The organism is Microcoleus asticus IPMA8 (assembly GCF_013179805.1).
Classification (GTDB): domain Bacteria; phylum Cyanobacteriota; class Cyanobacteriia; order Cyanobacteriales; family Microcoleaceae; genus Microcoleus; species Microcoleus asticus.
Genome location: NZ_SRRZ01000081.1, coordinates 24,900 through 33,442, shown reverse-complemented (window position 1 = coordinate 33,442; position 8,543 = coordinate 24,900). Strand labels below are relative to the sequence as shown.

The 8,543-nt window shown below is 47.1% G+C and carries 6 protein-coding genes and 1 pseudogene; 4 read left to right on the top strand and 3 right to left on the bottom strand.

Annotated elements, in window-relative coordinates; translation table 11 throughout:
* Nucleotides 1–317: 317 nt before the first annotated feature.
* Nucleotides 318–476 (bottom strand): hypothetical protein, encoded by a 159-nt coding sequence (locus E5S67_RS20530; protein ID WP_172190249.1) that lies wholly within the window; start codon nt 474–476, stop codon nt 318–320.
* 18 nt (nt 477–494) lie between these two features.
* On the opposite strand from E5S67_RS20530, the pseudogene E5S67_RS20525 reads away from it, so the two are divergent.
* Nucleotides 495–1,117: pseudogene (locus E5S67_RS20525) on the top strand (IS1 family transposase); the annotation flags it as partial.
* 193 nt (nt 1,118–1,310) lie between these two features.
* Here the strand turns inward: E5S67_RS20525 and E5S67_RS20520 are convergent.
* Nucleotides 1,311–2,339, bottom strand: coding sequence for a hemerythrin domain-containing protein (locus E5S67_RS20520; protein ID WP_172190248.1), 1,029 nt, complete (start codon nt 2,337–2,339; stop codon nt 1,311–1,313).
* Between the two features lie 436 nt (nt 2,340–2,775).
* Here E5S67_RS20520 and E5S67_RS20515 point away from each other — a divergent pair, with 436 nt between their 5' ends.
* Both E5S67_RS20515 and E5S67_RS20510 read left to right on the top strand, forming a co-directional pair.
* Nucleotides 2,776–4,041: a M16 family metallopeptidase gene (locus E5S67_RS20515; protein ID WP_172190247.1), complete on the top strand. Its 1,266-nt coding sequence runs from the start codon at nt 2,776–2,778 to the stop codon at nt 4,039–4,041.
* Between the two features lie 279 nt (nt 4,042–4,320).
* Nucleotides 4,321–5,589: a M16 family metallopeptidase gene (locus E5S67_RS20510; protein WP_172190246.1), complete on the top strand. Its 1,269-nt coding sequence runs from the start codon at nt 4,321–4,323 to the stop codon at nt 5,587–5,589.
* Between the two features lie 336 nt (nt 5,590–5,925).
* Here the strand turns inward: E5S67_RS20510 and E5S67_RS20505 are convergent, their stop codons facing one another.
* Nucleotides 5,926–6,303 carry a DUF6632 domain-containing protein gene (locus E5S67_RS20505; RefSeq protein ID WP_172190245.1) on the bottom strand — a complete coding sequence of 126 codons (378 nt, stop codon included), beginning with the start codon at nt 6,301–6,303 and terminating at the stop codon, nt 5,926–5,928.
* A 306-nt stretch (nt 6,304–6,609) separates the two neighbouring features.
* Between E5S67_RS20505 and E5S67_RS20500 the strand changes: the two genes are divergently transcribed.
* Nucleotides 6,610–8,430, top strand: a complete 1,821-nt coding sequence (locus E5S67_RS20500) for an efflux RND transporter periplasmic adaptor subunit (RefSeq protein WP_172190244.1) — start codon at nt 6,610–6,612, stop codon at nt 8,428–8,430.
* The last annotated feature ends 113 nt before the right edge of the window (nt 8,431–8,543 follow it).

Below are 8,543 nucleotides of genomic sequence, written 5' to 3'. Positions count from 1 at the left end.
GGTTGTCAGGGTCAATATTTTTCACTTTTTCCCAATATTCACACCTGAGAATTTGTACTCTTTCAGTGGCAGACTGACTACTGCGTACGGTTTTTTTTTTCGCGTTAAATTTTCTTTTTGTAATTCACGACACATCACGCTAAGACTGACAGCTTCCTTGTAGTTCATCAGCCAATATTCACTTGCGTTCTGACAGCGTGCTATCCGGATATTTTTATACCATCTGGGTTAATTCAGTCCGGTGCGAGTTTAACACACTTTTCAGGCTTCCAAGAAAGTTTTTTGGGTTGAACGTGACCAGTCGTTTGTTTTTGTTTTTAAATTTTTTGAACAAACGCTTTACTCACCTCAAAACGTTGGGCTACTTTCCTGACTGATGTATCACCTTGTTCATAGGCTTTCACTATTTTTTTACGAAACTCGATCGAATAAGCTTTCATTTTTTCTGCTGATGTACTCAATAGAGTGTACCACATATACATGGAATTCGCTGTATTTGTGTCAGTTGTGGCAGACAATTTATAGAGGGCTATCAACTTCATAAAGGTTATTCTGAAGAGGTGAAACGTGAATGTCTCAAAATGTCGGTCAATGGTCTGGGTTTTCGAGCAATTGAGAGGATTTGCATGAGTACATCACACCAGCATCATAAATTGGGTATAGCTTGTAGGAGAATTGCTCCCTGATGCTTACGAACCAGAGACAATTCCCGAAGTTGGAGAACTTGATGAACTAGAAACATTTGTTGGGTCAAAAAAAACAAAATTTGGGTTTGGATAGCGGTAAATCACTTTCAGCCAGGGATTTTGGGATGGGTGCTGGGCGACCATAGTTCAGCAACTTTTCGACCATTGTGGGAATTAGTTAGTAACTGGAAATGTTATTTTTATGTCACAGATGGATGGCCAGTTTATCCCATGTTTATTCCAGATGGAGACCAAATCATCTGTAAAACTTACATGACCAGAGTAGAGGGCGAAAATACGCGGCTACGACATTACGCAAGCGAGACTTCATCGCAAGACACTGTGCTATTCTCCAGGAGGGAGAAATGCTCAAACATTCAATAAGGTTAGTAATTCATTATCTTAAGTTTTGGGATGTTCCGGTTCCCTAATCCATCGTATCATTTCAATCGCGCTCAAACGAGGCAAATCGGGTAGCCAAAACATCCCTTGACCGCAGTTATCATACCTCTATTCAGCAACGCCAAAAACAATAATCCCGCCACCAGATTGGTAGCGGGATTGATAGGTTGCAGTTTAGCTATTCTCTAGTTTTGCTAGAGTTAAAATTAGCGGACTGCTGAATTAGCTCAGGTTAGCCATTTCTTGCTGGATCGTGCTTTTGGCTGCTTTGAATTGAGTAGCCATTTGTTCCATTTGTGCTTCGCTCAGGTTGCGGCGAATTTGAGGGAACATATCGTTTTCTTCTTGTCTAACGTGATCTTGAACCGCTGTTTGGAGCTGTTTGATTTGGGCTTTGAAATCAGAAGAAGTGGGGTTGAGAGACTTAATTTGGGCGAGCATCTGCTTCATTTCTGCTTGCTCGTCGTACAGTTCTTGAGTATCGCCGTAGTAGCTGCGCACTGCGGGATAAACAATTTGTTCTTCTGCTTCGGCGTGAACGCTGAGATCCTTGTAAATTTGACCGAAGAATTCTTGCAGTTTTTGAGGATCGTCGGTGCTTGCGATTTCCATAAATAGGGTATCGACTTTGCGGTGATCCATTGAGATGATTTCGGTGATGTTCATCTCATCTTTGCTGCGGGTAACTGCACCGCCGATGATGCCGGTCATGGCTGCCATAGCATCTTGCACGCGCGCCCAAACGCCTTGGTCGGGGTCTTTGCCGGTCAGTTCGCGCACTCCTAAAATTTCGAGAACTCCTTTGAGTTGTTCTTGGTGAGCGCGGTTCTCAAAGTTAACTGTGTTGAGGGGAGTAATGGCAGCTTCGATGTCGGCGCCGACTATTTGAGCGGCTTTGTGAATTAACAAGCCGGCCATTGTTTGTTTGTGTTTGAGCAGTTCGTGCTGACCTACTTTTTCAAACAATGTTAGTTCAGAACCTTGCATGAGTTTCTGAACTTCTTCAATCATTTTTGTGCTGGTTTCTTTGGGTTCGGCTTGAATGCCGTATTGTACGATCGTGGTTTCTAATACACCCAAGTTTTTGCGATCGTCCTCGAGCATATCCCGGAAGCGCTGGGCTAGTTCGGAGTCGTTGCAGGAATTGATGAACAATTGCTCGTTGGCGATCAAAAGGTTTTGCAGCGCTTTCATCTCTGCTAATTTAGTTGCGATCGCTTGGCGCTTGGTATCTTCTAAGGTAGCTACCATCTGTCGTTTCTCCTCTCAAGGTCTTTAGTGTTCTTACATCTTTTAATTTATTGAAATATTCTGATAACACCCTCTTTCTCGCGACTGATTCATTAATATCCCGCAGAAGCTATTGACTTTTGAGCAAAAAAATGGTAAGTATTTGAGACTGCTTGAAAAAAAGCAAAAAACAAAAAATAACTGATGAGTAAGGATTAATGGCAGATGACTCCGCCCAAAAACGGATACCGTGCCACGTACTCCTGTCGCGATCGGCTCAAAATTTTAGACTCTTGTTCAAGCCCCCAGATTCATCTGTGCAGTAAATCTAAAATCTAAAATCTAAAATCTAAAATCGACTGAGTGATAATTTCTGTATAAATTAATCCCGATCGCAGAGCTGTAAAGCGCTACCATAGTTGCAGCCGAAGTTAACTAAAGTTTAAGAATAACTAGCTTGTCTCAACTGCTCACTGCTTTAGAGTTCCCAGCCAATGTCTGGAAGCTCAACAACGGGTTAACGGTCATTCACCAGCGGATTTCGGCCACACCGGTGGTCGCGCTAGACGTGTGGGTGAGGGCTGGCGCTACGCTGGAGCCGGATTCTTGGTCGGGAATGGCTCATTTTCTAGAACACATGATATTTAAAGGGACGGATTCGATCCCCCCTGGAGAATTTGACCAAGTAATAGAAAATCGCGGCGGTGTCGCCAACGCAGCTACAAGTCACGACTACGCCCATTTTTTCGTCAACGCAGCAGCCGATTATTTAGCAGAAACAGCGCAGCCCCTGGCAGAATTGCTGCTGCGCGCTTCGATTCCCGATGGGGAATTCGATCGCGAGCGAGATGTGGTGCTAGAAGAAATCCGCCAAGCTCAAGACAATCCCGATTGGCTGGGTTTCCAAGCCATGATGGAAACAGTTTACCAGCGACATCCCTACAGGCGATCGGTATTGGGGACCGAAGAGTTGCTGATGTCGCGAACTCCCCACGAAATGCGCTGTTTCCACCGATCGCACTATCAGCCGGAAAATATGACTGTGGTGATAGTCGGGGGAATTGATGAACAACAGGCTAGAGATGTGACGGGGAAAGCATTCGAGCAGTTTTCCGATCGGTGGGATTGTCCCAAATTAACCGCAGAGGCGGAACCGCCACTGATAGAAATTCGCCGTCAGGAACTCGGCCTCCCCCGATTGGAACAAGCGCGGCTGATGATGGCTTGGACGGGCCCGGGAGTTGAACACTTGCAAAGTGCTTGCGGCTTGGATTTGCTTTCGGTGTTGCTTGCAAACGGGCGGACTTCGCGTTTAGTCAGGGAATTGCGGGAAGAATTACAATTGGTAGAGGCGATCGACAGCACTTTCTCGCTGCAACGGGAATCGAGTTTATTTACTATCAGTGCAGTCTTGGACGCGAAGGATGTCGAACAAGTGGAATCTCGGATTTGCGATCGACTTTGGGAATTGCAGTCTGAGCCGGTTTCCGAGGTAGAACTACTTCGCTGTAAGCGTTTGCTGTGCAACGATTTTGCTTTCTCCATCGAAACGCCGGGACAGCTGGCCGGTCTTTACGGATATTACAATACGATCGCCACTGCCGAATTAGCGCTCAGCTATCCCACCAGGATTAAAGCATTTGGGCCATTAGACCTCCAACGCCTAGCTCAACAATATCTCTCTCCCCGGCGCTATACAGCCGTGGTGCTCAAACCAATCTAATCGTTAAGCTTGTGAATATAAATATTTTTTGTACCGGATAGATGTTCGGCATTTGTCCGGGGTTTTTTGTGCTTGTGGCGCACCCTACAGGATAGATGTTGTTACATTTAGATGTTGTGCGTCAGACCCGGCCCGGTATGACATCATACAAGATGCACATGGAAAATAGAAAAATGGCTATCAAGTAATTACAAATTACCAATTACCAATTACCAATTACCCATTTTCAATTACCAATACTTCAGCTACGCTCAGTACAAGTTCCCAACTAAATTAACCATGAAAAATGAAATTCAGCGCACGGTTTTAGACAACGGTATTGTTGTCTTAGCAGCAGAAAATCCAGCAGCAGATATTATTGCAGCTAGGATATTCCTGCGGGCCGGCAGTCGCTACGTGCAGTCGGAACAAGCAGGATTGTGTCACTTGCTGTCGGCGGTAATGACTAAGGGAACCGATCGGCTGTCTTCGCTGGAAATTGCCGAGCGTGTAGCTTCGGTGGGAGCGAGGTTGAGTGCCGACTCTACTACTGACTATTTTTTAGTGAGTTTGAAGACGGTTTCTGCGGATTTTGAGGAGATTTTGGAGTTGGCGGGGCAATTGACCCGATCGCCCACTTTCCCGGAAGCTGAAGTCGAACTCGAACGCCGCATTGCCATATCAGCAATTCGATCGCAGCAAGAACAGCCATTTGCGATCGCCTTCGAGCAATTGCGGCACGCGATGTACCAGGAACACCCCTATGCTTTCTCTCCCTTGGGGACGGAAGCTACTATGTCAAAGCTCACCAGAAACGAGCTCGAACAGTTCCACAAAACCTATTTCCGTCCCGATAATGTAGTTATTTCTGTAGCCGGCAGAATATCGACCGAAGATGCGATCGCCCTGATCGATCGAACTTTTGGCGACTGGAAAGCGCCTTTAACACCCCTGCCAACTTTAACCGTACCCCCTCTGTCACCTTCCCCTGAATCGGTCGTTACGGCGCAAGATACGCAGCAATCAGTGATTATGCTGGGCTACCTCGCACCCTCTGTCAAAAATCCCGACTACGCAGCGATTAAGTTGCTGAATACTTATTTGGGTAACGGTTTGTCGAGCCGATTGTTTGTGGAATTGCGGGAAAAGCGGGGCTTAGCTTACGACGTTTCCGCGCTCTACGCGACGCGCTTGGACACGGCTCAGTTTGTCGCGTACATGGGTACGGCGCCGGAAAATACAGCGACTGCTTTTGAAGGATTGCGCGCAGAAGTCGATCGACTCGCCAACACCGAACTAAGCGAGGAGGAATTGCAAGCTTGCAAGAATAAAATGCTCGGTCAATATGCTTTAGGAAAACAAACTAATTCGCAAATTGCCCAAGTTTTAGGTTGGTACGAAATTTTGGGATTGGGAATTACATTTGACCAACAATTTCAAGAAGAAATTGCACAGGTGACAGCTTCACAAGCGCGGGATGCTGCTAAGAAATATTTTGTAGAACCGTATATTTCTTTGGTGGGCCCGGAGGCGGCGATTACAGAGTTAAGTGTAGCGGCTGTTTGTTGAGTAGGAAATTGGCGATCGAACTTTTCAAAAGTTCGATCGGTTCGATCAGATTATACGCGATCGCCCGAACCTGATATAAGCTCCAGCAGAATATGTCAATATCCCACCGATGGTTGAATATTCACTAACATCATTAGGTGAAATTTTCCTTGAGCCGATCGCAACGTTTTACGAGTGGGGTGAGATACATCTTGCTGACTTAGCAGCGATTCGTACTAATCGAGATAAATGCACAATGAGCGATCGAACGGCTCAAATCAGCGGCAGTAGACGTTTTAACTCAGCACCCAGGGCTTTCGTCTGTCTGCTGGATTTGAGCCGTTCGATCGCGCCGATTCATGCACTTGGCACCACTTCGCGTGACGCTAGGAAACCAAGGACAATTGCCACCAAAATCAATGCTGGAACATCGCCGAGGAGGTGTCCGCGTTCTGCAGAATCAATCACTGCGTGTACCGCCATGATCAGCCCGTGGACAACACTCGACCAGACAGTGAACCAGATTAAGCTGAGATGCGTTTCTGGTTTTCGAGAAGCCCACAGCAAAAAGACACCAAGTGTGGCATAAATGCCGACGATCATCTGTTCGTATTCGTATTGGCTGGGTTGCCATGACCAGCCAGATGACCAAATCTTCATCAGTGGATAGACAAGCAGAAAGGCAATTCCGACAACAACAAGGGCGATTCGCAAGTATCGATGATGCTGATCCATTGCTGTAACCTCCTATTATTTTCCAGTATAGTCTCTACCAACTAGACTCGTATTTGCGCAGTAAATACCTTGATCTCGATCGAAATCATACATCCCACGATTGTGGTGCAGTCCTAAACGCTTCTGAATCAACCAGAAAGAAAGTGCTTATAAAGATCGGCTTCCCGCCACACCCCCATAGAAGACTTGTGGCATAAGGGTTGATTTGAGAGAGAAACGATCGCCTCTAACTAAAAATATCATAATTGAACGTTTTCTGTTCCCGCTCCGTCTAAATTGAACAGACGCCCGATTAGTCTAATTTATATGTACTTAGTAAAGCACTTTCAGATTAAAAAAGAGCTGAGTCCGTGGGTTAGCGCGCTGCTTGCCGCTTCCCTGCTTGCAGGAGTAGGCTACACAGCTTACAGCCAACTAACAGTCAAATCGAGTCGCGAAACCAGGCGCAAGGAAAAAACCGTTGCTGTCGAAAGGGTGAACCTGCCGATTACAATTTCGGCAAACGGCACAATTGTGCCCGAACGTTCCGTTAACGTCAGCCCCAAAACTTCAGGAATGCTCAAAAGTTTGCTTGTCAAGGAAGGAGATAGGGTTGAAAAAGGGCAGATTCTCGCCTACATGGACGACTCCAACCTCCAAGGGCAACTTACCCAAACTCGCGGACAACTCGCAGCCGCCGAAGCAAACCTGGAAAAATTGGTCAACGGCACTCGAACCCAGGACATTGCTGTGGCGAGGGCAGTGTTAGCAGAACAACAGGCAAGTTTGGAAAAATTGCTCAACGGCAATCGAAGCCAGGATATTGCTGTAGCTGAGGCACAACTAGCTGAACAACAGGCAAATTTACAAAAATTGCTCAACGGCAATCGAAGCCAGGATATTGCCGTAGCTGAGGCACAATTAGCTGAACAACAGGCAAATTTACAAAAATTGCTCAAGGGCAATAGGCCTGAAGACATCGCCCAAGCAATTGCCAAACTCAGAGATGCCGAATACGCCAAAAACCAAGCAGAGGAAGACTTTCAGAGAAATCAGGAACTCTATAATGCCGGAGCCATTGCTTTGCAAGTTGTGAACAACTCCCGCACCGCGCGCGATCGATCTCAAACGCAAGTCAGGCAAGCCGAACAAGCTGTAGCTTTGCTGCAAGCGGGTACTCGCCCCGAAGAAATCGCTTCTGCGCGGGCTGCAGTCGAGCAAAAACGGCAAGCTTTGACCCTGGCGCGATCGGGCGCACGTCCCGAAGAAATTGCTGCGGGGCGGGCTGCTGTGGAGCAAAAACGGCAAGCTTTGGCCCTGGCGCGATCGGGCGCACGCCCCGAAGAAATCGCTGCGGGGCAGGCCGCCGTCGAGCAAAAACAGCAAGCTTTGGCGCTGCTAGAAGCAGGTTCCCGCCCCGAAGACATCGCCCAAGCCCGCGCCCAAGTTCTCTCCGCTAGAGGCAGCCTGCAAAGCGTTCAAGCGCTGATCGGCGATACAGTGCTGCGGGCTCCTTTCACCGGCACAGTCACCCGCAAGTACGCCGATCCGGGCGCTTTTGTGACTCCCACGACGGCAGGTAGTGCGGTTTCTTCGGCGACTTCTTCTTCGATTTTGTCCTTAGCTTCAAAAAATCAATTAGTAGCAAACGTAGCAGAAACTAATATTTCTCAGATTAAAATCGGCCAGGCTGCGTCTATTCAAGCCGATGCTTTTGCGGGAAAGACTTTTGCAGGTAAAATCAGTCAAATTTCGCCTCAGTCGATCGTCCTGCAAAATGTGACAAGTTTTGAGGTAAAAGCGGCAATTATTAATGACGATCGACAAGTGTTGCGATCGGGCATGAATGTGAATGTGGAATTTAAGGCCGGTGAACTTAAAAATGTTTTGGTAGTCCCGACTGCAGCAATTGTCCGCCAACAAAGGGAAACGGGGGTTTTTGTACCCGGTGGAGAAGATGGCAAACCTGCTTTTATGCCGATTAAGACTGGTATGACGGTGGATGACAAGACGGAAGTGCGATCGGGTTTGAAAGGAAATGAAAAAGTGCTGCTTACTTTCCCCCCCGGATCGCGGCCTAGATCCCAAAATCCATCGCCGGGCGGCATTCCGGGTTTGCAACCGGGTGGCGGAACGCGCTTGCGTTAGTAGTCATTAGTCATTAGTCATTAGTCATTAGTTAGTGGTTGACAATTACCGATTACCACTTGCCAATTACTAATTATCACTTATCAATTACCAATTACCGATTCCCAACAGCA

Bases quoted from the DNA above. Each gene is read 5' to 3' on its own strand.
- E5S67_RS20520 (WP_172190248.1), bottom strand. From the start codon at position 2,339: ATGGTAGCTACCTTAGAAGATACCAAGCGCCAAGCGATCGCAACTAAA.
- E5S67_RS20530 (WP_172190249.1), bottom strand. From the start codon at position 476: ATGTGGTACACTCTATTGAGTACATCAGCAGAAAAAATGAAAGCTTAT.
- E5S67_RS20500 (WP_172190244.1), top strand. From the start codon at position 6,610: ATGTACTTAGTAAAGCACTTTCAGATTAAAAAAGAGCTGAGTCCGTGG.
- E5S67_RS20510 (WP_172190246.1), top strand. From the start codon at position 4,321: ATGAAAAATGAAATTCAGCGCACGGTTTTAGACAACGGTATTGTTGTC.
- E5S67_RS20505 (WP_172190245.1), bottom strand. From the start codon at position 6,303: ATGGATCAGCATCATCGATACTTGCGAATCGCCCTTGTTGTTGTCGGA.